We start from the raw sequence: 25,613 nt of genomic DNA on the forward strand, positions 1-25,613 counted from the left end.
GTCTCCGCGCAAGACGAGGGCCGGGCGATCAGCGACGCAAAGGGAGGCGGCGGGGCGCAGAGCGGCGCCACTCGCGCGCGCCACGCCGGGCCGGCAGGAGTGGGGCCGGTTGGCTCAGTGGGACGGGGCTTGGCGGCGGGCAGCGGCGCCGGGGTGAGCCCCCGCTCACCTTCAGGCGCACCGGAAGGTGAGCGCAAAGGCCTTCAAAGGCGCCGGCCTCGCGCCTCGCTCAGGCGGCGTGGCGCTCGCCATTGACGCCGAAATGGTCGAGATAGCGCGGGCTGATCTTCTCCACCGGCAGCACGATCAGCACATCAGTGGTGCCGAACTGGCGATCGACGACGGCGCCGCGCCCGATCTGGGCGCCGAGGCGCAGATAGCCCTTGATCAGCGGCGGCAGCGCGCCCAGCGCCGCCTTGGCGTCCAGCGCCTCGACCGAGACGAGGTCCATCGGCGCGGCATGGCGGGGCAGCGCCTGCGCCGCCCATTCCGGATCGGTGGGGGCGAAATGGTGCAGGAAGGCGAGCGGGCGGGCCAGCGCCTGCGGGTCGCAGCCCTCCAGGCTGGCGCAGCCGAACATCACATCGATGCCGTGCCGGCGCACATAGGCCCAGATGCCGTGCCAGAGCAGCTCCACCGTGCGCTTGTTGCGGTAGGAGGCGAGCACGCAGGAGCGGCCGAGCTCCAGGAAGCGGCGGTGCGGATGGCGCGCCAGCAGAGGGGCGATGTCGAACTCGCTCGCCGTGTAGAAGCCATTATGGCGGTCGGCGATCTCCTGGCGCAGCAGGCGATAAGTGCCGACGACGCGCGGCACACGCTTGCCACGCACCATCCGGCAGGATTCATGGTCGAGCACCAGAAGGTGATCGCAAATGCCGTCAAAGGCGTCGACATCGCGCCGGGTAAGCCGCATGGCGGCGGCGGGCGTCGCCGACATTTCCTCGTAGAACACCTCGTAGCGCAGGCGCTGGGCGCGGCGCACATCCGCCGCCGTCACCGCCAGGCGCACTTCCAGCGCGCCGATCCGCCCCAGCGTCGCCGGGCCGGGTTCGCCCCGGCTGCCGCGATGGCGCACGCCGGAATAGGAGCGCAGCGCCGGCATCAGGCGGGAGGGGGTGAAGGCCGCCGGCACCAGCCGCAGCGGCGCGGCGCCCTTCGGGCCCGGCGTGGCGTGCTTGGGGTTGAATTTGGGGGTGAAGAAGCTGCGCCAGGCCGCCAGCCCGGGTGTGGCGAGCGAGGCGGTGAGGGCGACGACACGCGACGACGGCGGTGTCTCGACAGTCCCATCGGCGAACAGCTGCGTCATGACCGACCCCCCACGCTGCCTTCACTATAGCGTTTTATGACAGGAATCACATTTCTCGGACGCTCATGTGACAGCCCGATCGCACCGGCCTGCCGCAACGGGAGTGGGGCCCGCCGGCGGGGGACGAAAGCGCGCGTGGCGGCGGAGATGACGGATCGTCCCCAGCGGCGGCCTGCGGCAGCGGAAGGGCAGGAGGGGAGCTGTGCGACGGGCGTGGCATGACCGCCCCGGCGGCCACAGCGCAAGGGCGGGGCGCGCCTGCGGTAGAGCCGGAGCTGGCGGATGATTGCCCAGTTTGCTCGCCCAATCCTGCTCGCCCAATCCTGCTCGCTTGGTCCTCTTCGTTTGGTCCCGCTCTTTCAGCCGGCGCCGCCAAGCCCGGTGCGGTATGCGGCGCGTGCCTCTCTGGAAACGCTTCCAGCCGCCTCATCCCAACGCGCCGCCGGTCCCGTCCGTGATCGGGGAGAACTCCCGGCGAAGTATCGCGGCTCTGCGCTTGCGGGAGCGGCTGCGGCGACGGTCGCTCGGATGTCTTGCGAACGGTTGCCGAGGAGGGAGAGGCATATCCTCGCGCCTCTCTGGAAATTCTTCCAGCCGCGCCCTTCTGGCAGAATGTTAGGTCCCGTACCTGTCGTGGAGAACTCCCGGCGAAGTATCGCGGCTCTGCGCTTGCGGCAGCGGCGGGAAGTCAGGAGGGGTGCCCGAGGTCATACGAACGGCCCGTGAGCCGGAGGGCCCCTCTGGAAACGCTTCCATCCGGCGCAAACCCCTTTCGCGCGGCCGCCGACGTGCCGGGCTGGTCCTGCCGGTTCGCGTGCTGGGCGTGCTCCAGACGTGTGCCGGGGCATGCTTTCCCCTTGGCCTTTCTCTCCCCCTCAGGCCGCCGCAGGGTTGCGGTCGGCGGCGGCGCGGTAGGCGAGGGCTTCGGCCAGATGGGGCCGCCCGACCGTTTCGGCGCCGGAAAGATCGGCCAGGGTGCGCGCCACCCGCAGCACCCGGTGATAGCCCCGCGCCGACAGGCGCATGAGCTTGGCAGCGTCCGCCAAAAGGGCCGAGCCCGCGGCGTCCGGGGTGGCGATCTCTTCCAGCACCGGCCCGCTGGCTTCGGCATTGGTGAACAGGTCCGGCCGGCCGAGCGCGCAGAAGCGCTCGCGCTGCACGATTCGCGCCTGCGCCACCCGCAGCGCCACGGCGGCGCTGGGCTCGGACGGGCCGGGGCGCACGAGATCGACTGCCGCGACCGCCGGCACGTCGAGATGCAAATCCACCCGGTCGAGAAACGGGCCGGACAGGCGCGCCTGGTACTCCGCCGCGCAGCGCGGCCCGCGCCGGCAGGTCTGCCCCGGCTCGCCGGCCCGACCGCAGCGACAGGGATTCATCGCCGCGATCAGCTGGAAGCGGGCGGGATAGGAGATGCGGTGATTGGCGCGGGCGATCACCGCCTCGCCGGTCTCCAGCGGCTGGCGCAGTGAATCGAGCACGGCGGGGGCGAATTCCGGCAATTCGTCGAGGAACAGCACGCCATTATGCGCCAGCGACACCTCGCCCGGCCGGGCCCGCATGCCGCCACCCACCATCGCCGCCATGCTGGCGGAGTGGTGCGGGGCGCGAAAGGGGCGCCGGCTGGTGAGCGCGCCGCCCTGCAGCGTGCCGGCGACCGAGGCGACCATCGACACTTCCAGCAGCTCGGACGGGGTGAGCGGCGGCAGGATGGAGGGAAGCCGCTGCGCCAGCATGGATTTGCCGGCGCCCGGCGGGCCGCTGAGCAGGAGATTGTGGCGCCCGGCGGCGGCGATCTCCAGCGCCCGGCGCGCGGTTTCCTGGCCCTTCACCTCCGCCAGATCGGGCAGATGCGCCGTGCCGGCCTCCAGCCGCGGCTCCGGGCGGGCGAGCAATTGGCGGCCCGCGAAGTGATTGACCAGCTGGATCAACGAATGCGGCGCCAGCACCGCCATGTCGGGGCTGGCCCAGGCGGCCTCCGGCCCGCAGGCCTCCGGGCAGATGAGGCCATGATTGCGGGCATTGGCGCCGATGGCGGCCGGCAGGACGCCGGAGACGGCGGCGATGCGCCCGTCGAGCGCCAGTTCGCCCACCACGGTGAATCCGTCGAGCGCGTCAGGGCTGATGGCGCCGATCGCCGCCATCAGGCCGAGGGCGATCGGCAGGTCGTAATGGCTGCCTTCCTTCGGCAGGTCGGCGGGGGCGAGGTTGACGGTGATGCGCCGGGCGGGCAGCGCGAGGCCGGAGGCGGTGAGGGCGGCGCGCACCCGCTCCTTCGCCTCGGTGACTGCCTTGTCGGCCAGGCCGACGAGATTGAAGGCCGGCAGGCCCGGGCTCACCTGAACTTGAACATCGACCGGGCGGGTCTCGACGCCCTCGAACGCCACCGTTGCCACGCGCTGGACCATCGACGCCCTCCTGCCGGAGCCTGGCGCGCCGGGAGCCGGCGGACGCGCGGGTGGCAGGATACGGCCCTCGCCGCCGACGTCAAGAACAATACAGGAACAAGCTCCGAGAAAGATGAACAAAACGTTAGGGAAGGGCGGCCGCAGCCCTATGATAGAAAAACTCTATCGTGGCACGGAACACCTGAATTGATTTCGGTTTCCGTGCGTACCATCCTTACCTTTGGAAAATTCTAAAAGAAGGCTACGGGAGAAATGCCGCATTACGAACCCTGGAGCGACGAGCGCGCCCGCGCGGTCATCGATGAGTTCACTCATCTGGAAGGCCCGCTGATGCCGATGCTCCACGCGGTGCAGGAGACGTTCGGCCACGTTCCCGACGCCGTCGTGCCGATGCTGGCCGAGAAGCTCAATGTCTCGCGCGCCGAAGTCCATGGCGTCGTGACCTTCTACCATGATTTCCGCCACGAGCCGGCCGGCCGCCATGTGCTGAAGCTCTGCCGCGCCGAGGCCTGCCAGGCGGCGGGCGGCGACGCGCTTGCCGAACATGCCGAACACAAGCTGGGCTGCAAGCTCGGCGAGACCACGGCGGACGGGCGCGTCACCGTCGAGCCGATCTATTGCCTCGGCCTGTGCGCCACGGCGCCGTCGGCCATGCTGGACGGCCGGATCGTCGCGCGGCTCAATGAGCGCCGGCTCGACGCCCTGATCGCGGAGGCGCAGTCGTGAGCACCCATTCCATGCCCATTCGCATCTATGTTCCCAAGGACGCCTGCGCCATCGCCTGCGGTGCTGACGAAGTGGCCGAGGCCATCGCCGCCGTGTCGCTGGTCCGCAATGAGCCGGTCGAGATCGTCCGCAACGGTTCGCGCGGCATGCTCTGGCTGGAGCCGATGATCGAGGTCGTCACCACTGACGGCCGCATCGCCTATGGCCCGGTCGAGGCCGGCGACGTCGAAGGCCTGTTCGCGGCCGGCTTCCTCACCGGCGCCGACCACGCGCTGCGCATCGGCAAGCCGGAGGAGCACCCCTTCCTGGCCAAGCAGACGCGCCTCACCTTCGCCCGCTGCGGCATCATCGACCCGGCTTCTTACGAGGATTACCGCGCCCATGGCGGCTATCGCGGGCTGGAGCGCGCGCTGACGCTGGGCCCGGCGGGCATCATCGAGGAAGTGAAGACGTCCGGCCTGCGCGGTCGCGGCGGCGCCGGCTTCCCGACCGCCATCAAGTGGAAGACGGTGGCGGACGCAAAGGGCGACCAGAAATACATTGTCTGCAACGCCGACGAGGGCGACAGCGGCACCTTCGCCGACCGCATGATCATGGAAGGTGACCCCTTCGAGCTGATCGAGGGCATGACCATCGCCGGCATCGCGGTGGGCGCCACCAAGGGCTATGTCTACACCCGCTCGGAATATCCCCACGCCATCTGGGCGATGGAGAAGGCGGTCGAGGTGGCGCGGGCCAATGGCATGCTCGGCGCCAACATCGCCGGCTCGCCCTACAGCTTCGACATGGAAGTGCGCATGGGCGCCGGCGCCTATGTGTGCGGCGAGGAAACCGCCCTGCTCGACAGCCTGGAAGGCAAGCGCGGCACGGTGCGGGCCAAGCCGCCGCTGCCGGCTCATAAGGGCCTGTTCCAGAAGCCAACCGTCATCAACAACGTGCTCTCGCTCACCGCCGTGCCGCATATCCTGGCCGATGGCGGGCAGTTCTACGCCGATTTCGGCATGGGCCGCTCGCGCGGCACGATGCCGATCCAGATCGCCGGCAATGTGAAGTTCGGCGGCCTGTTCGAGACCGCCTTCGGCATCACGCTGGGCGAGCTGGTGAACGATATCGGCGGCGGCACCGCCACCGGCAAGCCGGTCAAGGCCGCCCAGGTCGGCGGCCCGCTGGGCGCCTATGTGCCGACCTGGCAGTTCGACCTGCCCTTCGACTATGAATCGTTCGCGGCCAAGGACGCGCTGATCGGCCATGGCGGCATCGTCGTGTTCGATGAGAGCTCGGACCTCGCCAAGATGGCCCGCTTCGCCATGGAGTTCTGCTCGGTGGAGAGCTGCGGCAAGTGCACGCCCTGCCGCATCGGCTCGACGCGCGGCGTCGAACTGATGGACAAGATCATCGCCGGCGAGCGCGTCACAGCCAACCTCGCGACGCTGACCGATCTCTGCCAGACGATGAAGCTTGGATCCCTTTGCGCCCTTGGCGGGTTTACCCCGTATCCGGTGCTGAGTGCGCTGAACCATTTCCCCGAGGATTTCGGTGCGCCCCCGCGCGTCGTCCTCGAAGCCGCCGAATAGGAGGACGCCCCATGTCACTCGTCCATGAGATCGACTACGGAACGCCCGCTCCCAAGACCGACAAGATGGTGACGCTCACCATTGACGGGATGGAAGTGACGGTGCCGGAAGGCACCTCCATCATGCGCGCGGCGATGGAGATGGGGACGCAGATCCCCAAGCTCTGCGCCACGGACTCGCTGGAGGCCTTTGGCTCCTGCCGCCTGTGCCTGATCGAGATCGAGGGCCGCAACGGCACCCCGGCCTCCTGCACCACGCCGGTGGCGCCGGGCCTGAAGGTCCACACCCAGACCCCGCGCCTCGCCCAGCTGCGCAAGGGCGTGATGGAGCTCTATATCTCCGATCACCCGCTGGACTGCCTGACCTGCGCCGCCAATGGCGATTGCGAGCTGCAGGACATGGCTGGCGCGGTCGGCCTGCGCGAAGTGCGCTACGGCATGGAGGGCGCCAACCATTTCGCCCCCTCCTCCGAGCTGCTGATGCCGAAGGACGAGTCGAACCCCTATTTCACCTATGACCCGGCCAAGTGCATCGTCTGCAATCGCTGCGTGCGCGCCTGCGAGGAAGTGCAGGGCACCTTCGCGCTGACGATTTCCGGCCGCGGCTTCGGCTCGCGCGTCTCGCCCGGCCAGTCGGAAGCCTTCCTCACCTCGGAATGCGTCTCCTGCGGCGCCTGCGTGCAGGCCTGCCCGACCGCCACCCTCTCCGAGAAGCGGCTGATCGACATCGGCACCCCCGAGCATTCGGTGGTGACGACCTGCGCCTATTGCGGCGTCGGTTGCACCTTCAAGGCGGAAATGCGCGGCCAGGAAGTGGTGCGCATGGTGCCGTGGAAGGACGGCAAGGCCAATCGCGGCCATAGCTGCGTCAAGGGCCGCTTCGCCTGGGGCTATGCGATGCACCAGGACCGCATCCTCAAGCCGATGATCCGCTCCAAGGTCACCGAGCCGTGGCGCGAAGTGTCGTGGGAAGAGGCGATCGCCTACACCGCCTCCGAGCTGAAGCGCATCCAGGACACCTATGGCCGCAAGTCGGTCGGCGGCATCACTTCCTCGCGCTGCACCAATGAAGAAGCCTATCTCGTTCAGAAGATCATCCGCGCCGGCTTCGGCACCAACAATGTCGACACCTGCGCCCGCGTCTGCCATTCGCCGACCGGCTATGGCCTGAACCAGGCGTTCGGCACCTCGGCGGGCACGCAGGACTTCGATTCGGTCGAGGATTCCGACGTCATCCTCGTCATCGGCGCCAACCCGACCGACGGCCACCCGGTGTTCGGCTCGCGGATGAAGAAGCGGCTGCGCGAGGGCGCGAAGCTGATCGTCATCGATCCGCGCCGCATCGACCTCGTGCGCTCGCCCCACGTCACGGCGGACTATCATCTGCCGCTGCAGCCGGGCACCAATGTCGCCGTCGTCACCGCGCTGGCCCATGTCGTCGTCACCGAAGGTCTGGTGAACGAGGAATATGTCCGCCAGTTCTGCGACTGGGAGGAATTCCAGGACTGGGCCGAGTTCGTCGCCGATGCGCGCCACTCGCCCGAGGAAGTCGAGAAGCTCTCCGGCGTGCCGGCCGAGCAGATCCGCGGCGCGGCCCGGCTCTATGCCACCGGCGGCAATGGCGCGATCTATTACGGCCTCGGCGTCACCGAGCACTCGCAGGGTTCCACCACGGTGATGGCGATCGCCAACCTCGCCATGGCGACCGGCAATATCGGTCGTCGCGGCGTCGGCGTGAACCCGCTGCGCGGCCAGAACAACGTGCAGGGCTCGTGCGATATGGGCTCGTTCCCGCATGAGCTGCCGGGCTATCGCCACATCTCCGACGACGCCACCCGCGCCACCTTCGAGGCGATGTGGGGCCGCCCGCTCGATCCCGAGCCGGGCCTGCGCATTCCCAACATGCTGGACGCCGCCGTCGACGGCACCTTCAAGGCGATCTACATCCAGGGCGAGGACATCCTGCAGTCCGACCCGGACACGCATCACGTCGCTTCCGGCCTCGCGGCCATGGAGCTGGTGATCGTGCAGGACCTGTTCCTGAACGAGACCGCCGCCTATGCCCACGTCTTCCTGCCGGGCTGCACCTTCCTTGAGAAGGACGGCACCTTCACCAATGCCGAGCGCCGCATCCAGCTCGTGCGCAAGGTGATGGCGCCGAAGAACGGCTATGGCGACTGGGAAGTCACCCAGATGCTGGCCCGTGCCATCGGCATGGACTGGAACTACACCCACCCCTCGCAGATCATGGACGAGATCGCCGCGCTCACCCCGAGCTTCGCCGGCGTGTCGTTCAAGAAGCTCGACGAGATGGGCTCGGTGCAGTGGCCCTGCAACGACGCCAATCCCGAGGGCATGCCGATCATGCACATTGGCGGCTTCGCGCGCGGCAAGGGCAAGTTCGTCCTCACCGAATATGTCGCCACCGATGAGCGTTCGGGCCCGCGCTTCCCGCTGCTGCTCACCACCGGCCGCATCCTCAGCCACTACAATGTCGGCGCGCAGACCCGCCGCACCGAGAACGTGGCCTGGCATCCCGAGGACGTGCTGGAAATCCACCCCCATGATGCCGAGCAGCGCGGCGTGCGCGACGGCGACTGGGTGCGGATCGACAGCCGCGCCGGCTCCACCACCCTGCGCGCGCAGATCACCGACCGCGTGGCGACGGGCGTGGTCTACACCACCTTCCACCACCCGACGACGCAGGCCAATGTCGTCACCACCGACTTCTCGGACTGGGCCACCAATTGCCCCGAGTTCAAGGTGACGGCGGTGCAGATCGCCCGCTCGAACGGCCCGTCCGAGTGGCAGGAAGACTATGACGAGTTCACCCGCCAGAGCCGCCGTATCGCGGTCGCGGCGGAGTGAGCGGAGCCCTGAACCGATGATCGCGCCGGTCGCCCGCGTCTCGCGCATGGCCGTCACCCCCTCGGGGGCGACGGTGGGCGAGCGGGCGATCCCCGAGGAGACGCCGGTCGCCATCGTCCATAACGGCTCCACCTATGCCGTGATGATGGCGACGCCGGCGGACCTCGAGGATTTCGGCTATGGCTTCAGCCTGACCGAGGGCGTGATCGACAGCCTCGCCGACGTGCAGTCCATCGAGACGCTGGAATTCGAGGACGAGGCCGGCGTGCTCGGGGTCGAGGTGCGGCTGTGGCTGGACGAGGCGCGGGCCGGCCAGATGGTGGCGCGCCGCCGGCAGATCGCCGGCCCCACCGGCTGCGGCCTGTGCGGGGTGGAAAGCCTGGAACTGGCAGTGAAGCCAGCCCGCACCGTGGCGGACGGGGCGCGTTTCTCCGCCGCTGAGATTTCCCGCGCCGTGGCCTCGCTGCCGCCAGCGCAGCTGCTCAATCACCAGACCCGCGCCGTGCATGCGGCCGCCTTCTGGGAACCCGAAGCCGGGCTGGTGGCGGTGCGCGAGGATGTCGGGCGCCACAACGCGCTCGACAAGCTCGTCGGCCATCTCGTGCGCGAGGGGCATAAGGCGGGTGGCGGCGTTGTGCTGCTGACCAGCCGGGTGTCGATCGAGATGGTACAGAAGACCGCCATGCTCGGCGCCTCGGTGCTGGTGGCGGTCTCCGCCCCCACCGCGCTGGCGCTGCGGACGGCGGAGAAGGCGGGCATCACCCTCGTCGCCATCGCCCGCGACGATGGATTTGAAGTCTTTACCCACCCCCATCGCATCGTGCTGGACGGGGCAGAGAAGGAGCGTATCGCCCATGTCGGCTAACACGATGGAACGTCTGGTCTACATGGCGAACCAGATCGGCAAGTTCTTCCAGCCGCAGGGCCATGAGAAGACCGTCACGGGCGTCGCCAAGCACATCAGGGACTTCTGGGACCCGCGCATGCGCGCCCGTATCGAGGACCATATCGCTGCCGGCGGCGAGGGGTTGGCGCCCGACGTGCTGGAAGCGCTGCGCTCGCTGCCCAAGGTGAGCCGCGACACCATTCCCGCGCCGCACCCGACGCTCGACGTGCCCGGCCCGACCGCGCACCACCACTGATTCGGCCGATCTCCCGAGCGGGCCGGCACGCCGCAGGGCGCTGCCGGCCTTGCCATGTCGGCGCCAGGTCCGTCTGCCTTCCGTAAGGGCATGAGCCGGCGGCGTTTTCCGGAACGCCTGTTTTCACGCAATTGCCGCGTGGGGAGCGGATTCTTCACCGCACCATCACGCTTCCGCCATCGGCCCGCGTCATCCGATCCTCTACTGTGGGGCAGGGTAGCGGGCGGAGGATGGCGGGGTCATGCACGAAGACGGACACGGATTGCTGCTGGGGGCGCTGGTGTTTCTCGCCACCGCCGTCATCGCCGTTCCGGTGGCGCGCCGGCTCGGCCTGTCGCCCATTGTCGGCTACCTGCTGGCCGGGGTGGCCATAGGGCCGTCCGGCCTCGGGGCGTTCGACGATCCCGAGCGCATCATCACCGTCGCCGAGATCGGCGTGGTGCTGCTGCTGTTCATCATCGGGCTGGAGCTGCAGGTCTCGCGGCTGCTGGCGCTGCGGCGGGCCATTTTCGGGCTGGGCACGGCGCAGCTTCTGTTCAGCGGCGCCGCCATCGCGGTGCTGACCCATTATGCGGCCAACGGCTTCGACTGGCGCGGCGCGCTGGTGGCCGGCATGGCGCTGGCGCTGTCGGCGACCTCGATCGCGCTGCAACTGCTGGAGGAGAAGAGCGGCCTCGCCCAGCCTTACGGCCAGCGGGCCTTCGGCGTGCTGCTGTTCCAGGACATGGCGATCGTGCCGCTGCTCGCCCTGCTGCCCTTCCTCGGGCAGGGCGCGCATGAGGAGCACAGCTTCCTCGATTCGGCCAGGCATGTGGCGATCATCGTCGGGGCGATGCTGCTCATCATCGGCGCCGGGCGCTATCTGCTCACCCCGCTGTTCCGCATCCTCGCCCGTTCCGGCGCCCGCGAGGTGATGACGGCGGCGGCGCTGCTGGTGGTGCTGGGGGCCGGGGCGCTGATGGCGGCAGCCGGCATGTCGATGGCGCTGGGCGCGTTCCTCGCCGGCGTCATGCTGTCCGAATCCAATTTCCGCCACGAGCTGGAAGCCAATATCGATGCGTTTCGCGGCCTGCTGATCGCGCTGTTCTTCATGGGCGTGGGCATGTCGATGAACCTGGCCGTGGTGCTCGCCAACGCGCCGCTGCTCATCATCGGCACGCTGCTGGTCACGCTGGTGAAGGCGGTGTCGGTGTGGGCCGTGTTCCGCTTTTCCGACAGCACGCGGGCCGACGCGGTGCGCTCCGCCTCGGTGCTGACCCCGGCCGGCGAATTCTCCTTCGTGCTGTTCCCGCTCGCCCTCGGGCTCGGGCTGATCGATTCACGCCAGTCCGACATGCTGGTCGCCTGCGCCGCCATGACCATGCTGCTCGGCCCGCCGGTGGCGCTGCTCGGCGAGCAGCTGGCCCGGCGGCTGGATCGCCGCGCGAGCACCCTGCCGAGCGAGGATTTCAGCGACGCCCATGGATCGGTGCTGGTCGTCGGCTTCGGCCGCTTCGGCCAGATCGTCTCGCAATGCCTGCTGGCGCAGGGGATGGAGGTGACGATCATCGACAATGATGTCGAGATGATCCAGAACGCCGGCCGCTTCGGCTTCCGCATCTATTACGGCGACGGCACACGGCTCGACGTGCTGCGGGCCGCCGGCGCCGAGCGGGCACGGGTCGTCGCCGTCTGCGTCGACCGGCGCGAGACGACCGACCATATCGTCGAGATCATCCGCCAAAACATGCCCGATGTGCGCCTGCACGCGCGGGCCTTCGACCGCACCCATGCGGTGGCGCTGCGCGGGCGGGGGGTCGATTACGAGATTCGCGAAACCTTCGAATCGGCGCTGGCCTTTGGTGAAGCCGCCCTGCGCGCCAATGGCATCGACGCCGCCACCGCGCAGGCCACCGTGGCCGATGTGCGCCAGCGCGACCTGGAACGGCTGCGCCGTCAGCTCGCCGAGGGCGAGGATCGCGGGCCGCTGCCGCTCGAACCCGAGCCGCTGATCGCTCCCGAGCGTCCCGCGCGCCCGCTCAATCCCGAGGCCGAGGACGTGCTGAAGCACGAAACCGAGTTCTCTTCCTGACTTGTGAACGCGCCGTGATGGGTCGATGGCGGCGCTTTCTCACCCGGCCCGTTCCAATTGTCGCATGGTCGGCATAGGCTTGGCCTAGACATTCGGCTTGAATGCAACGGGCGCCGGCCCGGGCCGCGGGGTTCGCGGGCGCTGGCGTCGTATCGGGGAGAAAAGCAGATGCAGCTCGGAATCGTTGGCCTTGGCCGCATGGGTGGCAATATCGCGCGCCGTCTCACCAAGGCGGGACATGACTGCGTGGTGTGGGACCGCAACGAGGCCGCCGTGACGGAGCTGGGCGGCGAAGGCAACCGGCCCGCCGCCGACCTCGGCGATCTCGTCGCCAAGCTCGACGCACCGCGCGCCATCTGGGTGATGCTGCCGGCCGGCGGGCCGACCGAGAGCACCATCGCCACGCTGGCCGGCCTTCTGTCGCCGGGCGATGTCATCATCGATGGCGGCAACACCTTCTACAAGGACGACATCCGCCGCGCCGCCGAGCTGGAGCCCAAGGGCCTGCACTATGTCGATGTCGGCACGTCAGGCGGCGTGTGGGGCCTGGAGCGCGGCTACTGCATGATGATCGGCGGCACCAAGGAGGCGGTCGACCGGCTCGACCCGATCTTCGCCGCGCTCGCCCCCGGCCTTGGCGACATTCCCCGCACCCCGGGCCGCGAAGGGCGCGATTCGCGTGTCGAGAGCGGCTACATGCATTGCGGACCGGCCGGCTCCGGCCATTTCGTCAAGATGGTGCATAACGGCATCGAATACGGGCTGATGCAGGCCTATGCCGAAGGCTTCGAGATTCTCCGGCACAAGGATTCCACCGCCCTGCCCGAGAATGAGCGCTTCACGCTCGACCTCGCCGATGTCTCCGAAGTCTGGCGGCGCGGCAGCGTGGTGTCCTCCTGGCTGCTCGATCTCTCCGCCATCGCCCTGACCAAGGACGAGCAGCTGAGCGATTTCCCCGGCGAAGTCGCCGATTCGGGCGAAGGCCGCTGGACGGTGATGGCGGCGATCGAGGAGGCGGTGTCCGCCGAAGTTCTTTCCGCCGCGCTCTACACCCGCTTCCGCTCGCGCCAGGACCACACCTTCGGCGAGAAGCTGTTGTCGGCCATGCGCTTCCAGTTCGGTGGCCACACCGAATTCAAGTCCAAGTAAGCGGCGGATAGCGATCCATGGGAAGCGAGTCCGTCGTTCTCGGCCAGAAGGTGCTGGCGCCCGATACGGCGCCGGCACCGGCCTCGACCTTCTTCATCTTCGGTGCCTCGGGCGATCTAACCAAGCGCCTGCTGCTGCCCTCGCTCTACAACCTCGCCCATGAGGGCGTGCTGGTCGACGACTTCGCCATTGTCGGCGTCGACCATGTCGCGCAGAGCGAGGAGGACTACCGCGCCTTCCTCACCGACGCGGTGCGGGAACTGCCGGGCACGGTCGACCCCGAGGGCGAGACCTGGCGCTGGCTGATCAGCCGGATCTTCTACGTCTCCGGCGATTTCGAGGACCCGGCCACCTATGGGCGCATCCGCGAGCGGCTGGACCAGCGCAAGGCGCAGACCGGCAATGCGGTGTTCTATCTCGCCGTGGCGCCGCGCTTCTTCGCCACCATCTCCGAGCAGCTCGGCGCCGCCGGGCTGCTGAAGGAGGCGGAGGGCGCCTTTCGCCATGTCGTGGTGGAAAAGCCCTTCGGCTCCGACATGCCGTCGGCGAAGGCGCTCAACCGGCGCCTTCTGGCGGTGGCCGACGAGCGCCAGATTTACCGGATCGACCATTTCCTCGGCAAGGAAACGGTTCAAAACATGATGGCGCTGCGCTTCGGCAACGGCATTTTCGAGCCGATCTGGAGCAAGGAATATATCGACCATGTCCAGATCACCGCCGCCGAGACGGTGACGGTGGAGCAGCGCGGCGGCTTCTACGACGCGACAGGCGCGCTGCGCGACATGGTGCCGAACCACATGTTCCAGCTGCTCGCCATGACAGCGATGGAGCCGCCGAACTCCTTCGATGCCGACGCGGTGCGCTCGGAAAAGACCAAGGTGATCGAAGCGATCCGCCATATGCGCCCGAGCGAGGCGATCGGCGCGGCGGTGCGCGGCCAGTACCGCGCCGGCTTCGTCAATGGCGAGGCGGTGAAGGACTATCGCGACGAGAAGGACGTGCATCCCGACAGCCGCACCGAGACCTATGTGGCGCTGAAATGCTTCGTCGATTCCTGGCGCTGGAACGGCGTGCCGTTCTATGTCCGCACCGGCAAGGCGCTGGCGGTGCGGCGCACCGAGATCGCCATCCAGTTCAAGCGGGCGCCGGGCGTGCTGTTCCGCCATTTGCCCACGGCGCTGAAGCCGAACCTGATGGTCATCCATGTCCAGCCGGACGAGGGCGTGTCGCTGCGCTTCGCCGCCAAGGTGCCCGGCCGCAAGGTCAAGCTCTCGGATGTCGAGATGAGCTTCAAATATGCCGACTACTTCAAGGCGGCGCCCAGCACCGGCTACGAGACGCTGATCTATGACTGCCTGTGCGGCGACCCCACTCTGTTCCAGCGCGCCGACACCATTGAGGCCGGCTGGGAGGCGGTGGAGCCGATCCTCGAGGCGGTCAGCGGCGGCGAGAACGAGGTGCAGTTCTATTCCGCCGGTTCCAGCGGCCCGGCCATGTCGGATGTGATGCTGGCGCAGGACGGCTTCCAGTGGCTTCCGCTCGAAAGGGATCGCCCGCGATGAGCGTATCGAACCTCGCTGAGGCGATCGACGAGCACGGGGGCGCTGACCGCGGCCCCTCCTCGCGCATCCGCCTCATGGTGTCGGATGTCGACGGCACGCTGGTGAACAAGGCCAAGGAGGTGACGCCGGCCACGATCGAGGCGGTGCGCCGCCTCCACGCCGCCGGCATCGCCTTCGCCGCCGTCTCGGCCCGGCCGCCGCGCGGCATGAAGCTGATGGTCGAGGCGCTGAATGTCGACCTTTTCGGCGGCTTCAATGGCGGCTCCATCCTGCGCCGCGACTTCTCGGTGGTGGAAGAGCATTTCGTGGCGGCCGATGCCGCCCGTGCCGGCATCGCTTTGATGCAGCCGCGCGGCGCCTCGATCTGGGTGTTCGCCGACAATGAGTGGTTCGTCACCGACCCCGACAGCACCTATGTCGCCGGCGAAATCCGCACCGTGGCTTTCCAGCCGACGGTGGTGGAGGATTTCGGCGACCACATCACCCGCGCCGGCAAGATCGTGTTCTCCTCGACCGATTTCGACATGCTGGCGGCGAGCGAGCCGGAGCTGCAGGCGCTGGTGGGCGATGGCGCCACGGCGCGGCGCTCGCAGGCCAAATATCTCGACATGACGCCGCCCGGCACCGACAAGGGCTATGCGGCGCGCGCCTTCGCTCGGCATTACGGCGTGGCGATGGACGAGGTGGCTGTTATCGGCGACATGGCCAATGACCTGCCGATGTTCGGCGTCGCCGGCCTCGCTATCGCTATGGGCAATGGCGCAGCGGAGGTGAAGCAGCAGGCGCATTTCGTCACCCTCACCAATGAGGAGGACGGCGTCGCCCACGCCATCGAGCGCTTCGTGCTGCCGCGCGCGCCGCGCTGAATCGCCCCTCTCTCTGGAGTGGCAGGGAATCGACCGGGCGGCCGGCACAGGCCGGGCGCCCGGTTCCAGCGCCTTATTCGGTTGGAGCGAGCCCGTGCGGGCTAGATGCCGAGCCGCTGGCCGAGATTTTCGAATCCACCGCTGCCGAGCAGGCCGGAAACGCCGATGAAGATCAGATAGATAGCGACGATATAGGCGAGCAGGCGCGGCATGATCAGGATGAGAATGCCGGCGATCAGCGCGACGATCGGCTGGATGGCGATGATGTTGATGTCCATGGGACGCTCCGCTGGGTGGTAGCGACATAAGCCGCCGCGCGCAGGATGGTTCCCCGCCCGCGCCGGCGCAAGCGGGGGAGGGCGAGGCCGCTCCCCTCATCGTCCAACGGCCGTCAGGACCGGGCGTGACCCGGCCCACCACCTCCCCTTGCCCAAGGATGGATCCTCGGGTCAGGCGAGGGGATGACGGTGTGGGGTGGGAAGCGTGGCCCCTTCGCGGTTATCCATCGGGACGTCATCCTGAGGTGCGCGCACAGCGCGCCTCGAAGGATGGTTCTCGGTGCGGCAGGCGCAACGCCCTGCGTGCTTCGAGGGCGCCTTCGGCGCCACCTCAGCATGACGGGCGTCGGTTTCGATCTTGGGCACCGACAATGCGCTGAAAAGGCGTGGATCCGCGGGTCTGGCCCGGGGATGACGGCGTGGGGCGCAGGGGCCGCAGGTGAGGGCGCGGGCGCCCCTACCCCTCGATGCGGTCGAAATCGGCGATGCTGCGGGTGGCGGCGCGGATGTCGGCGAGCAGGCGCAGGCGGTTGACGCGCAGCGCCGGGTCTCCCGCATTCACCGTCACCTTCTCGAAGAACGCATCCACTGGGGCGCGAAGGCCGGCGAGCAGCGCCATGGCGGCCTCGAAATCCTCACGCGCCAGCGCCTGTTCGATCTGCGGGCCGAGCGCGGCGATGGAATCGGCCAGCGCGCGCTCCTCCGGCTCGTGCAGCAGCACCACATCGACGCCGCCCTCATAGGCGACGCCGTCCTTCTTCTCCTCGATGCGCAGAATATTCGCCGCGCGCTTGGTGCCGGCGAGCAGGTTCTTGCCGTCCTCGGTGGCAAGGAACCGCCCCAGCGCCTCGACGCGCTTCACGACGAGCAGGAGATCGTCCTGGCCGGGAAGGGCGAACACAGCGTCGACGAGGTCGTGACGGGCACCAGCCTCGCGGAGGTGGACCTTCAGGCGGTCGGCGAAGAAGGAGAGGAGGTCGGGTTCGGCGAAATCGCCAAGCTTCACGGTCAGCCCGTTCTCCAGCACGATCCGCACCACGCCCAGCGCCGCGCGGCGCAGCGCATAGGGGTCCTTGGAGCCGGTCGGCTTCTCGTCGATGGCCCAGAAGCCGACCAGCGTGTCGAGCTTGTCGGCCAGCGCCACCGCCACCGAGACCGGGGCGGTCGGCACGCGGTCGGTCGGGCCCTGCGGCTTGTAGTGTTCTTCCGCCGCGGCGGCGATTTCCTCGGGCAGGCCCTCAAGCCGGGCGTAATAGCGGCCCATCAGCCCCTGCACCTCGGGGAATTCGCCCACCACTTCAGTGCGCAGATCGCTCTTGGCGTAGAGCGCGGCCTGCTCGGCAAGGTTCGGGTCGGCGCCGACCATCGGCGCCAGCGCCTTCGCCAGCGCGGCGATGCGGCGGATGCGCTCCAGCTGCGAGCCGAGCTTCTCGTGGAAGGTGACGTTGCCGAATTTCTCCAGCCGCTCGGCGAGAGGCACGGTGGCGTTGGTCTTCTGGTCGGTTTCCCAGAAGAATTTGGCGTCCGACAGCCGGGCGCGGATGACGCGCTCATTGCCGGCGATGATCGCCGCGCCGCCATCGCTGGCGGCAAGGTTCGAGACGAGAATGAAGCGGCTGGCGAGGCGCCCGGTGGCGGGGTCCCTCAAGACGAAGCATTTCTGGTTGATGCGGATGGTGGCGCGGATCACCTCATCCGGCACGTCGAGAAAGGCCGGGTCGAAGGCGCCCATCAGCACGACAGGCCATTCCACCAGGCCGGCGATCTCCTCCAGCAGGCCGGCATCCTCCACCAGCTCCAGCCCCTGCGCGAGGGCGAGGTCCTTGGCATCGTTGAGGATGATGTCCTTGCGGCGCTCGCGATCGACCACGACGAAGGCGGCCTCGAGCTTGGCCATCCAGTCTTCCAGCCGGCGCACGCGGATCGTGCCTTCGGACAGGAAGCGGTGGCCGCGTGTGGTGTCGCCCGAGCGGAGGCCGTCGACTTCGAAGGCCACCACTTCCGGCTCCTCGGTCTCGGGGCCGAAGGTGCACAGGATCGACTGAAGCGGGCGCACCCAGCGCAGCGTGGTGGGGCTTGTGGAGCCCTTGCCCCAGCGCATCGATTTCGGCCAGGGGAAGGCGCGGATCACCTGCGGGATGATCTCGGCGATCACCTCGGGCGTGGCGCGGCCATGCTTGTGCAGGCGGGCGACATAGAACTCGCCCTTTTTCGGGTCGCTCTCGATGCTCGCCTGGTCGATCGAGGCAAGGCCGGCGGCCTTCAGGAAGCCGTCGATCGCGCCCTGCGGGGCGCCGACGCGCGGGCCCTTGCGCTCTTCATGCGTGTCCGGCTGCTGGGCGGGCAGGCCGTGCACGGCCAGCGCCAGCCGGCGCGGAGTGACGAACGCCTTGGCGCCCTCATAGACCAGGCCGCGCTCCACCAGCGCGTCGGTGACGAGCTTGCGCAGGCTTTCCGCCGCGCCGGCCTGCATGCGGGCGGGGATTTCTTCGCAGAACAGTTCGAGCAGAAGATCGGGCATGGCGCTGCGTCACGTCGGCTGGCGGGCGGCGCCGTGTGGGGCGCGCCCTTGCGGGAAGGTCGCGGGACGCCTAGCACGTCGCGCCCCGCGAGGGGAGGCATCACGTTCAGGAAAGCGCGCGGCCGCGCCCTTCCTTCATCGTCAGCGCGGCAATGAGCGAGAGCGCGGCAACCACGATGAGATAGGCGGCCGGGCCCATGTCGAACTGCTCGCGGTTGACCAGATACACCGCCACCATCGGCGCCGTCCCGCCGGCAAGGCCGAGCGCGAGATTGTAGCTCAGCGAGAGCGCGGTGCAGCGGGTGGCGGGGCGGAACATTTCCACCAGCACGCAGGGCATCGGCCCGGCATAGGCCGCCATCAGCACGGCAAAGCCGAGCTGCCCGGCGAGGGCATAGAAGGCATCGCCCGAATCCAGCAGGAGGAACAGCGGCCAGGAGAACAGCACAAAGCCGATCAGCCCGCCGCAGACCACCGGCTTGCGCCCCACCCGGTCCGAGAGCGCGGCGAAAACAGGCGCCAGCCCCAGCACAACCACCATGCTGATGGTGTTGATCTGCAGCGACAGCCGCTCGGTGAGCCCGTCCACCTGCTGCATATAGGTCGTGAGATAGACGAACAGCATGTAGAAGCTGACGCCCAGCGTGAGGTTGAGCACCGCCGCGCGGATCATCTCGCGCCCGTCCGCGCGCAGGGCCTCCACCAGCGGCAGCCGGCCGACGCGGTGCGGCCGCGCGGGCGCCGCCCGCTCCTGCGAGGAGCCGCGCAGATAGAGCGTGAAGCCGCCGAGCAGGATGCCGAGCAGGAACGGAATGCGCCAGCCCCAGGCGATCAGGTCGTCCGTGCTCATCAGCGTCGCGGTGGCCGCGCCCACCGCCGAGCCGAGCAGCGTGCCGCCCGAGGCGCCGCAGCCGGCGAAGGAGGCGATCAGTCCGCGCCGGCGGACCTTCGCGTTCTCGGCCAGGAAGATCGCCGAGGTGGTGTATTCGCCGCCGATCGAGAGGCCTTGCAGCAGCCGCAGCACCAGCAGCAGCGCCGGCGCCGCCGCGCCGATCGCCGCATAGGTCGGCAGCAGGCCGATGGCGACCGTCGAGGCGGTCATGGTGGCGGCGGAGATGAACAGCGCCTGCCGGCGGCCGTAGCGGTCGCCAATATGGCCGAAGACGATGCCGCCCACCGGCCGCATGATGAAGGAGGCGGCGAAAATCCCGAAGGCGGCAATCAGCCCGACAAAGGCGTCACTGTCGGGGAAGAAATTCTTGGCGAAGATGGCGGCGAGGAAGCCATAGGCGGCGAAGTCATACCATTCCAGCGCGTTGCCGAGCGCCCCGGCGAGGAGCGCGCGCGGCCCCGCCGGCGCGGTGGCGGGTGTGGGCCCGGTATCGGGATAGGACGCAATGTCGAGGCTGGACATGGACGCGGCTCCCGGCGGATTGGAGAGGATCAGGGCGCGGGAGTGCCGCCCGCCGCAGTGGCCAGCCAGGCCGCGCCGCAGGCCTTGGCCAGTTCGCGCACGCGCAGAATATAGCTCTGCCGCTCGGTGACGGAGATCACCCCGCGCGCGTCCAGCAGGTTGAACACGTGGCTGGCCTTGATGCACTGGTCATAGGCCGGCTGCGCCATCAGATGCCGGGCCTTGCTGCCGTCTTCCCAGCCCGCTTCAAGATATTTCGCCGCCGCGCTTTCGGCCATGCGGAACTGCTCGAACAGCATGTCGGTGTCGGCATGCTCGAAATTGTGCCGGGAATATTCCTCTTCCGCCTGCAGGAACACGTCGCCATAGGTGACCTTCTCGTCGCCCTCGCGGCCATTGAAATTGAGGTCGTAGACGTTCTCGACCCCCTGCACATACATGGCGAGGCGCTCCAGCCCGTAGGTCAGCTCGCCCGCGACCGGCGCGCACTCGAAGCCGGCCACCTGCTGGAAATAGGTGAATTGCGAGACTTCCATGCCGTCGCACCAGCACTCCCAGCCGAGCCCCCAGGCCCCGAGCGTCGGGCTCTCCCAATCGTCCTCGACGAAGCGCACATCGTGCAGATTGAGGTCGATGCCGATGGCCGACAGCGAGGCGAGGTAGAGGTCCTGCAGGTCGGCGGGCGAGGGCTTCAGTATCACCTGGTACTGGTAATAATGCTGCAGCCGGTTCGGGTTCTTGCCGTAGCGCCCATCCTTGGGCCGGCGCGAGGGCTGCACATAGGCCGCCTTCCACGGCAGCGGCCCGAGCGCCCGCAGCGTCGTGGCGGGGTGGAAGGTGCCGGCGCCGACTTCCATGTCGTAGGGCTGCAGCACGACGCAGCCCTTGTCCGCCCAGAAGGCATGGAGCGCGAGAATGAGCCCCTGGAACGAGTTGTCGGGGCGCATATGCGGCGGCAGAGCGGGATCGATCATGGAATGAGCCGGCGGTTGGCTTGAAATGGCGGCGCAACCTAGGCCGGGCGGGGGCGGGGATCAAGGTGGGGGCCGGTCCGGCCCGATCATGAGATCACCATCATCCTGAGGTGCCCGGCCCGCGGCCGGGCCTCGAAGGATGCTCGTCCTGTGCACCAGAGCGACCATCCTTCGAGGCTCGCTGCGCTCGCACCTCAGGATGACGGCGCTTCGGTGGATGAACCGACCGCCGGGTTTCCGCCTATGTCGTGGAGCGCACTGACACAGACCATCGTCATCCCCGGGCCTGACCCGGGGATCCACGCCTTGGGCGTGCGGCGAAGACTGGGATGGCCGGGTCAAGCCCGGCCATGACGGCGCGCAGGTTGCCCGGCGCGGGATCAAGGTGGGTGCCGGCCGGGCACCTCAGGATGACGGTGTTAGTGGGGTGATCGGGCCGCCCCGTTCCCGCCCGGAAAGAATCCGACTATCACTTCCCCATGCCCGACACGCTTGCCGAATCGCCCGTCTCCAACGCCCCCGACTGGACCGTCTCGGAGCTCTCCGGCGCGCTGAAGCGCACGGTAGAGGATTCCTTCGGCCATGTGCGGGTGCGCGGGGAAATCTCCGGCTATCGCGGCCCGCATTCCTCCGGCCACGCCTATTTCAGCCTGAAGGACCAGAACGCCCGGCTCGACGCCGTGGTGTGGAAGGGCAATTTCGGCCGGCTTCGCCTGAAGCCCGAGGAAGGGCTGGAAGTGGTCGCCATCGGCCGCATCACCACCTTTCCCGGCAAGTCCTCCTACCAGATCGTCATCGAGCAGCTGGAATTCGCCGGCGCCGGCGCCATCATGGCGATGCTGGAGGAACGCAAGAACCGGCTTGCCGCCGAGGGGCTGTTCGCGCCTGAGCGCAAGCGGCGCCCGCCCTTCTTGCCCCGCGTCATCGGCGTCGTCACCTCGCCGACTGGGGCGGTGATCCGCGACATTCTTCACCGGCTGAACGACCGTTTTCCCCGCCATGTGCTGGTGTGGCCGGTGCGGGTGCAGGGCGACACATCAGGCGCCGAGGTGAGCGCGGCCATTCGCGGCTTCAATGCCCTTCCCCCCGGCGGGCCGATCCCGCGCCCGGACGTGATCATCGTCGCGCGCGGCGGCGGCTCGCTGGAGGATCTGCTCGGCTTTTCCGAGGAGAGCGTGGTGCGGGCGGCGGCCGACAGCGCCATCCCGCTGATCTCCGCCGTCGGCCACGAGACCGACGTCACGCTGATCGACTTCGCCGCCGATCTGCGCGCCCCCACCCCGACGGCGGCGGCGGAGATGGCGGTGCCGGTGCGCGCCGACCTCGTCGCCGAGGTGGCGCAGCTGCACGCGAGGCTGCGCGCCAGCTTCGCGCGCGGGCTTGACAGGCGGCGCAGCGACCTGCGCGGCCTCGCCCGGCTGCTGCCGAGCGCCGACGCGGTGCTCGCCGTGCCGCGCCAGCGCCTCGACATTGCCGGCCAGCGCCTGCCGCGGGCGCTCAAGGCCAATGCCGGCGCCCACCGCCTGCGACTCACCCGCGCCGAGAGCCGCCTCACGCCGTCGATTCTCACCACCGCCCTTGCCCGGCGGCGCGAGCGGGTTGCCGTCGTGGCTGCCCGGCTGCCGCGCGGGCTGAGCGCCACCACCGCCGGCCATCGGCTGCACCTCACCCGCGCCGAATCGCGTTTGCGCCTGATCGCGCAGTCCCAGCGCGACCGCCGCGAGCGCGGCCGCGAGCGGCTGGAGAATCTGCGCACGCGGCTGCAGCGCTGCCAGCGCCAGCAGGCGCTGGAGCGTGCCGGCCGGCTCGATGGCGTCGCCAAGCTGCTGGCGGCGCTGTCCTATAAGGGCGTGCTCGCGCGTGGTTATGCTCTTGTCCGCGACGGTTCGGGCGCGCCGGTGCATGCGGCGGCCGGCATCCATGCCGGCGACGCGCTGGAGATCGAGTTCCGCGACGGCCGCGTGGCGGTGCAGGCCACGGTTGCCGGCCCGGACGCGCCCCCCTCCCCGGTCCGCCCGGCGCGCAAGCCGGCGAAGACGCGCGCGGCCCCCTTGCCGGACCCGCCCCGCCAGCCCACCTTGTTTGACAGCTGAGGGCTGCAGCGCCGATACGTAGTGGCAACGGGCTTGCCGGACCCCCGGCCGGGTCTTTATTGTCGCGGCAACCGAACCGACAGGATGAGCGGGACCATGAACCGCTTCGAACGATTTTCCGCCTCGGGTGAAGCCGAAGTGCGTTATCTCGACGGCGACTTCCGTGTCGTGCGTCCGGGCACCTTCGTGCGCTGCGCCGTGACCGGCGAGGCCATCCCGCTCGACGAGCTGCGCTATTGGAGCGTGGACCTGCAGGAAGCCTACGCCACCCCGCAGGCGGTGCTGGCGCGGCTGCATCCCGATCGGCTCACGCCGGGCTGATCCCCCAGCCCCCGCGCTCTATTGCTCGCGCGGGCCGGCGTCCAGCCCGCCGAGCATGCGCTCCAGCGCCTTGGCGCTTTGCGGCTCCAGTGCCATCCGCACCGGCAGCACGTCCGACACCTCGATCAGATGCTGGCCGATCTCGCTGCCGGCCAGGCGCATGGCGTCCTTCTCGGTGGTGACGAGCAGGAGATCCATCGCCTCGGCCTGGGCGCGCAGCTCCTGCACGTCGGCGGCGGTGTAGACGTGGTGATCGGGAAAGGCCCGCGTCACCACAGGCAGCACGCCGAGCGTGCGCAGCGTCTCGAAGAACTTGGCCGGCCGGCCGATGCCGGCATAGGCGAGAACGCGCTTGCCGAACAGCCGCGCCACCGCCTGCGCCTCCGGCGCCAGCCTGCCGCGCAGCACCACGATGCCGGCGGCATAGCCCTCGCGGGCGGCGCGCTCGCCCGGCGCGCCCTCGCCGATGACGAGCAGCGCCTGCGCCCGCTCCAGCTGCGGGGCGAGCGGGGCGCGCAGGGGCCCCGCCGGCAGGCACAGGCCGTTGCCGATGCCGACGCCGGCGTCGATGACGAGGATCGACAGCGACTTGGCCAGCGCCGGGCTCTGGAAGCCGTCATCCATGATCAGCACGTCCGCCCCCGCCTGGGCGGCGGCCTGCGCGCCGGCCAGCCGGTCACGGGCGACGAAGGTCGGGGCGCTGCGGGCCAGCAGCAGCGGCTCGTCGCCCACCTCGTCGGCGCCATGCAGCAGCGGGTCGACCCGCACCGGGCCTTTCAGCCGGCCGCCATAGCCGCGGGTGAGCACCGCCGGCTTGTGGCCGTGCAGGGTGAGGCGGCGGGCGATCTCGATCACGGTCGGCGTCTTGCCGGCCCCGCCCACGGTCGGGTTGCCGATGCAGATCACCGGTACGCCGACCCCCGTTCCGGGCCGGCGCAGGCGGGCCAGCGTCGCCCCGCCCACCAGCGCGCCGAGCGGCGCCAGCAGCTGTGCTAGCCGCCCGCGTTCCCGACGCCACCAGAAAGCGGGTGCCCGCATGAACTTCAGTGCCTCTCCAGCTGGATCTGTACCAGATAGGGATCGATCGCGCCCAGCGTGCGCTCCAGCGCGCCGCCGAAGCTCTCCACCGTGACCTGCGCCGCCGCGATCATCTTCTGCCGCGAGGCGCCATCGGCCAGCAGCATGTAGATGGCGGCGGCCAGTGAGCGACCATCGGTTGCCAGCGCCGCGCCGCCGGCCTCGTCGAGCCGGGCATAGAGCGCGTTGAAATTGATCACGTGCGGCCCGTGCAGGATCGCGGTGTCGAGTTTGATCGGCTCGATCGGGTTCTGCCCGCCCTTGCGGACCAGCGAGCCCCCGAGCAATGCCACCGGGCCGAGGCGGTAGAACAGGCCGAGTTCGCCGATCGTGTCAGCGACATAGATGGCGGTGCCCTTGTCGGGCTGGTAGCCGTCGCTGCGCAGCACCGCCGGGCAGCCCGCCGCCGTCGCCAGCTGCACCACCGTCGTGCCGCGCTCGGGATGGCGCGGGGCGATGACGGTGAGCAGATTCGGCAACTCCTTGGCGAGCCGCTGATGCGCCTCGATGACGATCTCCTCCTCGCCCGGATGGGTGGAGGCGGCGACGAACACCACCCGCCCGGCCGTCGCCAGCCGCAGCGCGTCGAAGGCGGCGATGTCGACCGGCGGCGGGGGGGCGTCGAATTTGAGGTTGCCGGTTACGGTGACGCGCGGCGCGCCGAGCTGGCGCAGCCGCTCGCCATCCTCCGCCCCCTGCGCCAGGCACAGATCGACCCGCGCCAGCAGCGCCGACACGCTGCTATGGACGCGCCGCCAATTGGCGAAGGAGGAGGGCGACATCCGCGCATTGACCAGCACCAGCGGCGTCGACCGGGCGTTCACCTCCAGGATGAGGTTCGGCCACAGTTCCGATTCCACCAGCAGGACGAGGTCGGGTCGCCAGTGCTTGAGGAAGCGGCGCAGGAAGAGCGGCGAATCCAGCGGCACGAACTGATGCGGCACATCGGGCGGCAGCCGCGCCTGGGCGAGCCGCGCCGAGGTCAGCGTGCCCGAGGTGAACAGCACGCGAAAGCCGCGCGCGCGCAGCCGCTCGATCAGCGGCAGCACCGCGATCATCTCGCCGACGCTGGCGCCGTGCACCCACACCAGCGGCCCGCGCGGGCGCGGCGCGCTGGGCCGGCCATAGCGCTCGGTGAGCCGCGTGCCGTCTTCCTTGCCGCGCTTCAGCCGGCGCGCCAGCAAAAGGCCGACAAAGGGCGTCGCCAGCCAGGTGGCCGTCCGGTAGAGGCGCACGAGAAGGGGGGAGCGGGCGCGAGCCATGG

At 69.2% G+C, this 25,613-nt stretch carries 19 protein-coding genes; 11 read left to right on the top strand and 8 right to left on the bottom strand.

Going from position 1 to position 25,613, the window contains the following annotated elements:
• Window positions 1–229 precede the first annotated feature (229 nt).
• Both olsB and J2S76_RS06650 read right to left on the bottom strand, forming a co-directional pair.
• Window positions 230–1,306 carry a l-ornithine N(alpha)-acyltransferase gene (gene olsB, locus J2S76_RS06645; RefSeq protein WP_307058704.1) on the bottom strand — a complete coding sequence of 359 codons (1,077 nt, stop codon included), beginning with the start codon at window positions 1,304–1,306 and terminating at the stop codon, window positions 230–232.
• Window positions 1,307–2,181: 875 nt separating this feature from the next.
• A complete protein-coding gene (locus J2S76_RS06650; protein WP_307058706.1) occupies window positions 2,182–3,714 on the bottom strand; it encodes a YifB family Mg chelatase-like AAA ATPase in 1,533 nt (510 codons plus the stop codon).
• Between the two features lie 252 nt (window positions 3,715–3,966).
• Between J2S76_RS06650 and J2S76_RS06655 the strand changes: the two genes are divergently transcribed.
• The 9 genes from J2S76_RS06655 (at window position 3,967) to J2S76_RS06695 (ending at window position 15,671) form a co-directional block, all read left to right on the top strand.
• Window positions 3,967–4,440, top strand: coding sequence for a formate dehydrogenase subunit gamma (locus tag J2S76_RS06655; protein ID WP_307058708.1), 474 nt, complete (start codon window positions 3,967–3,969; stop codon window positions 4,438–4,440).
• A gap of 11 nt (window positions 4,441–4,451) precedes the next feature.
• Window positions 4,452–6,014 (top strand): formate dehydrogenase beta subunit, encoded by a 1,563-nt coding sequence (locus tag J2S76_RS06660; RefSeq protein ID WP_307059132.1) that lies wholly within the window; start codon window positions 4,452–4,454, stop codon window positions 6,012–6,014.
• Between the two features lie 11 nt (window positions 6,015–6,025).
• Window positions 6,026–8,881, top strand: a complete 2,856-nt coding sequence (gene fdhF, locus J2S76_RS06665) for a formate dehydrogenase subunit alpha (protein WP_307058709.1) — start codon at window positions 6,026–6,028, stop codon at window positions 8,879–8,881.
• Between the two features lie 16 nt (window positions 8,882–8,897).
• Window positions 8,898–9,746 (top strand): formate dehydrogenase accessory sulfurtransferase FdhD, encoded by an 849-nt coding sequence (gene fdhD / locus J2S76_RS06670; protein ID WP_307058710.1) that lies wholly within the window; start codon window positions 8,898–8,900, stop codon window positions 9,744–9,746.
• Complete coding sequence (locus J2S76_RS06675) at window positions 9,736–10,023, top strand: formate dehydrogenase subunit delta (RefSeq protein WP_307058713.1); 288 nt, start codon at window positions 9,736–9,738, stop codon at window positions 10,021–10,023. The genes fdhD and J2S76_RS06675 overlap by 11 nt, the downstream gene beginning before the upstream one ends.
• 241 nt (window positions 10,024–10,264) lie before the next feature.
• Window positions 10,265–12,094 carry a monovalent cation:proton antiporter-2 (CPA2) family protein gene (locus J2S76_RS06680; protein ID WP_307058715.1) on the top strand — a complete coding sequence of 610 codons (1,830 nt, stop codon included), beginning with the start codon at window positions 10,265–10,267 and terminating at the stop codon, window positions 12,092–12,094.
• A 168-nt stretch (window positions 12,095–12,262) separates the two neighbouring features.
• Window positions 12,263–13,243 (top strand): phosphogluconate dehydrogenase (NAD(+)-dependent, decarboxylating), encoded by a 981-nt coding sequence (gnd, locus tag J2S76_RS06685; RefSeq protein ID WP_307058717.1) that lies wholly within the window; start codon window positions 12,263–12,265, stop codon window positions 13,241–13,243.
• Window positions 13,244–13,260: 17 nt separating this feature from the next.
• The gene (gene zwf / locus J2S76_RS06690; RefSeq protein WP_307058719.1) at window positions 13,261–14,805 is read left to right on the top strand and encodes a glucose-6-phosphate dehydrogenase; all 1,545 of its coding nucleotides are present in this window, start codon (window positions 13,261–13,263) and stop codon (window positions 14,803–14,805) included.
• Window positions 14,802–15,671, top strand: coding sequence for a Cof-type HAD-IIB family hydrolase (locus J2S76_RS06695; RefSeq protein WP_307058721.1), 870 nt, complete (start codon window positions 14,802–14,804; stop codon window positions 15,669–15,671). The genes zwf and J2S76_RS06695 overlap by 4 nt, the downstream gene beginning before the upstream one ends.
• A gap of 101 nt (window positions 15,672–15,772) precedes the next feature.
• Here the strand turns inward: J2S76_RS06695 and J2S76_RS06700 are convergent, their stop codons facing one another.
• From J2S76_RS06700 to J2S76_RS06715, 4 genes are all read right to left on the bottom strand, one after another.
• Entirely contained in the window at window positions 15,773–15,949 is a 177-nt protein-coding gene (locus tag J2S76_RS06700) for a DUF3096 domain-containing protein (protein WP_307058723.1), read from the bottom strand.
• Between the two features lie 457 nt (window positions 15,950–16,406).
• Entirely contained in the window at window positions 16,407–18,470 is a 2,064-nt protein-coding gene (gene glyS / locus J2S76_RS06705; RefSeq protein ID WP_307058725.1) for a glycine--tRNA ligase subunit beta, read from the bottom strand.
• A 106-nt stretch (window positions 18,471–18,576) separates the two neighbouring features.
• The gene (locus J2S76_RS06710; protein WP_307058727.1) at window positions 18,577–19,884 is read right to left on the bottom strand and encodes an MFS transporter; all 1,308 of its coding nucleotides are present in this window, start codon (window positions 19,882–19,884) and stop codon (window positions 18,577–18,579) included.
• 29 nt (window positions 19,885–19,913) lie between these two features.
• The gene (locus J2S76_RS06715; RefSeq protein WP_307058729.1) at window positions 19,914–20,858 is read right to left on the bottom strand and encodes a glycine--tRNA ligase subunit alpha; all 945 of its coding nucleotides are present in this window, start codon (window positions 20,856–20,858) and stop codon (window positions 19,914–19,916) included.
• Between the two features lie 479 nt (window positions 20,859–21,337).
• On the opposite strand from J2S76_RS06715, the gene xseA reads away from it, so the two are divergent.
• Entirely contained in the window at window positions 21,338–22,951 is a 1,614-nt protein-coding gene (gene xseA, locus J2S76_RS06720) for an exodeoxyribonuclease VII large subunit (protein WP_307058730.1), read from the top strand.
• Between the two features lie 96 nt (window positions 22,952–23,047).
• Complete coding sequence (locus tag J2S76_RS06725; protein ID WP_307058731.1) at window positions 23,048–23,272, top strand: DUF2093 domain-containing protein; 225 nt, start codon at window positions 23,048–23,050, stop codon at window positions 23,270–23,272.
• An 18-nt stretch (window positions 23,273–23,290) separates the two neighbouring features.
• Here J2S76_RS06725 and lpxK read toward each other — a convergent pair whose 3' ends face one another.
• Complete coding sequence (lpxK, locus tag J2S76_RS06730) at window positions 23,291–24,310, bottom strand: tetraacyldisaccharide 4'-kinase (RefSeq protein WP_307058733.1); 1,020 nt, start codon at window positions 24,308–24,310, stop codon at window positions 23,291–23,293.
• Between the two features lie 5 nt (window positions 24,311–24,315).
• Window positions 24,316–25,611 (bottom strand): 3-deoxy-D-manno-octulosonic acid transferase, encoded by a 1,296-nt coding sequence (locus tag J2S76_RS06735; RefSeq protein ID WP_307058734.1) that lies wholly within the window; start codon window positions 25,609–25,611, stop codon window positions 24,316–24,318.
• Window positions 25,612–25,613 lie beyond the last annotated feature (2 nt).

This window comes from Ancylobacter vacuolatus (assembly GCF_030813595.1).
Classification (GTDB): domain Bacteria; phylum Pseudomonadota; class Alphaproteobacteria; order Rhizobiales; family Xanthobacteraceae; genus Ancylobacter; species Ancylobacter vacuolatus.

Excerpts from the sequence above, each read along its gene's own strand:
- fdhF (WP_307058709.1), top strand. The coding sequence starts at position 6,026 with ATGTCACTCGTCCATGAGATCGACTACGGAACGCCCGCTCCCAAGACC.
- J2S76_RS06675 (WP_307058713.1), top strand. The coding sequence starts at position 9,736 with ATGTCGGCTAACACGATGGAACGTCTGGTCTACATGGCGAACCAGATC.
- J2S76_RS06725 (WP_307058731.1), top strand. The coding sequence starts at position 23,048 with ATGAACCGCTTCGAACGATTTTCCGCCTCGGGTGAAGCCGAAGTGCGT.
- lpxK (WP_307058733.1), bottom strand. The coding sequence starts at position 24,310 with ATGCGGGCACCCGCTTTCTGGTGGCGTCGGGAACGCGGGCGGCTAGCA.
- xseA (WP_307058730.1), top strand. The coding sequence starts at position 21,338 with ATGCCCGACACGCTTGCCGAATCGCCCGTCTCCAACGCCCCCGACTGG.
- zwf (WP_307058719.1), top strand. The coding sequence starts at position 13,261 with ATGGGAAGCGAGTCCGTCGTTCTCGGCCAGAAGGTGCTGGCGCCCGAT.
- J2S76_RS06655 (WP_307058708.1), top strand. The coding sequence starts at position 3,967 with ATGCCGCATTACGAACCCTGGAGCGACGAGCGCGCCCGCGCGGTCATC.
- J2S76_RS06660 (WP_307059132.1), top strand. The coding sequence starts at position 4,452 with ATGCCCATTCGCATCTATGTTCCCAAGGACGCCTGCGCCATCGCCTGC.
- J2S76_RS06650 (WP_307058706.1), bottom strand. The coding sequence starts at position 3,714 with ATGGTCCAGCGCGTGGCAACGGTGGCGTTCGAGGGCGTCGAGACCCGC.
- gnd (WP_307058717.1), top strand. The coding sequence starts at position 12,263 with ATGCAGCTCGGAATCGTTGGCCTTGGCCGCATGGGTGGCAATATCGCG.
- J2S76_RS06715 (WP_307058729.1), bottom strand. The coding sequence starts at position 20,858 with ATGATCGATCCCGCTCTGCCGCCGCATATGCGCCCCGACAACTCGTTC.
- J2S76_RS06695 (WP_307058721.1), top strand. The coding sequence starts at position 14,802 with ATGAGCGTATCGAACCTCGCTGAGGCGATCGACGAGCACGGGGGCGCT.
- fdhD (WP_307058710.1), top strand. The coding sequence starts at position 8,898 with ATGATCGCGCCGGTCGCCCGCGTCTCGCGCATGGCCGTCACCCCCTCG.
- J2S76_RS06710 (WP_307058727.1), bottom strand. The coding sequence starts at position 19,884 with ATGTCCAGCCTCGACATTGCGTCCTATCCCGATACCGGGCCCACACCC.
- glyS (WP_307058725.1), bottom strand. The coding sequence starts at position 18,470 with ATGCCCGATCTTCTGCTCGAACTGTTCTGCGAAGAAATCCCCGCCCGC.
- J2S76_RS06680 (WP_307058715.1), top strand. The coding sequence starts at position 10,265 with ATGCACGAAGACGGACACGGATTGCTGCTGGGGGCGCTGGTGTTTCTC.
- J2S76_RS06700 (WP_307058723.1), bottom strand. The coding sequence starts at position 15,949 with ATGGACATCAACATCATCGCCATCCAGCCGATCGTCGCGCTGATCGCC.
- olsB (WP_307058704.1), bottom strand. The coding sequence starts at position 1,306 with ATGACGCAGCTGTTCGCCGATGGGACTGTCGAGACACCGCCGTCGTCG.
- J2S76_RS06735 (WP_307058734.1), bottom strand. The coding sequence starts at position 25,611 with ATGGCTCGCGCCCGCTCCCCCCTTCTCGTGCGCCTCTACCGGACGGCC.